At 42.2% G+C, this 808-nt stretch carries 1 protein-coding gene; it reads left to right on the top strand.

From position 1 onward, the window contains the following. Positions 1-663, top strand: a 663-nt coding sequence (locus QZL69_RS09495) for an ABC transporter permease (protein ID WP_291519198.1), incomplete at its 5' end; no start/stop codon positions are given. Positions 664-808 lie beyond the last annotated feature (145 nt).

Below are 808 nucleotides of genomic sequence, written 5' to 3'. Positions count from 1 at the left end.
TCGGAAGTAACTATGTACAAAGGTACGGAAAATAATCTTGAAACACCACCTTATATTTACTATTTCCGCTATGTTCCTTATCTGTTTCTTGCTGTGCTCAGTTATTCCATGGGGTATGTTCTCCTGGCTTTTCAGAAAGAAGATATCCTGAAACGAATGCGCGCCTCAGCAGTCTCGCTGCGTCGTCAGAATATGGAAGGACTGCTCGCAATGTTTATGCTCGGAGCTGTACTCTGGCTGATCTCAGTCGCAGGTGTCTGTGTCCTTTTTGATAAGGAGTTCCTTACTTCTCCTCTGATCGGATACTATATTCTGAATACGGCACTGATGCTTGGTATTGCACTTTCGCTCTCCTATCTTGTGGGGATTTTTGTCAAAAACAGCAATATGCTGAATGGAATCTCCAACCTGCTTTCACTGGGAATGTGCTTTCTGTGCGGAGCATTTGTCCCAATGAGTATTATGAACAAAAGCGTCCTTAAGATTGCTCAGTTTCTGCCGGTCTACTGGTATGAATCTATAAATGAAACACTTGCACAATACAAAACCCTGCCCGTTCCTGTTGCAGAAGAAATCTGGAAATCCATGGGAATCGAAGCTATGTTTATTGCTGCCTTTGTATTTATGATTCTGGCGATTTCGAAGTATAAACAGCAGGGCTGATATTTTCTCCTCAATTTAAAAAAAGCCCCGTGGCTGGCTGAATTTGTTTATCAACTGTTCAGTCAGCTACAGGGCTTGTGCATTAAAAGAAAATTCCAACCTGTTCCAGAAAATGTTCCGGATCCTCTACCTGTGGAAAATGTTT

It is taken from the genome of Blautia sp. CAG:237 (genome assembly GCF_000436615.1).
GTDB classification, from domain to species: domain Bacteria; phylum Bacillota; class Clostridia; order Lachnospirales; family Lachnospiraceae; genus Blautia_A; species Blautia_A intestinihominis.
Note: the sequence above shows the minus strand (reverse complement) of the source record. Positions and strands in the feature narration are given on the sequence as shown.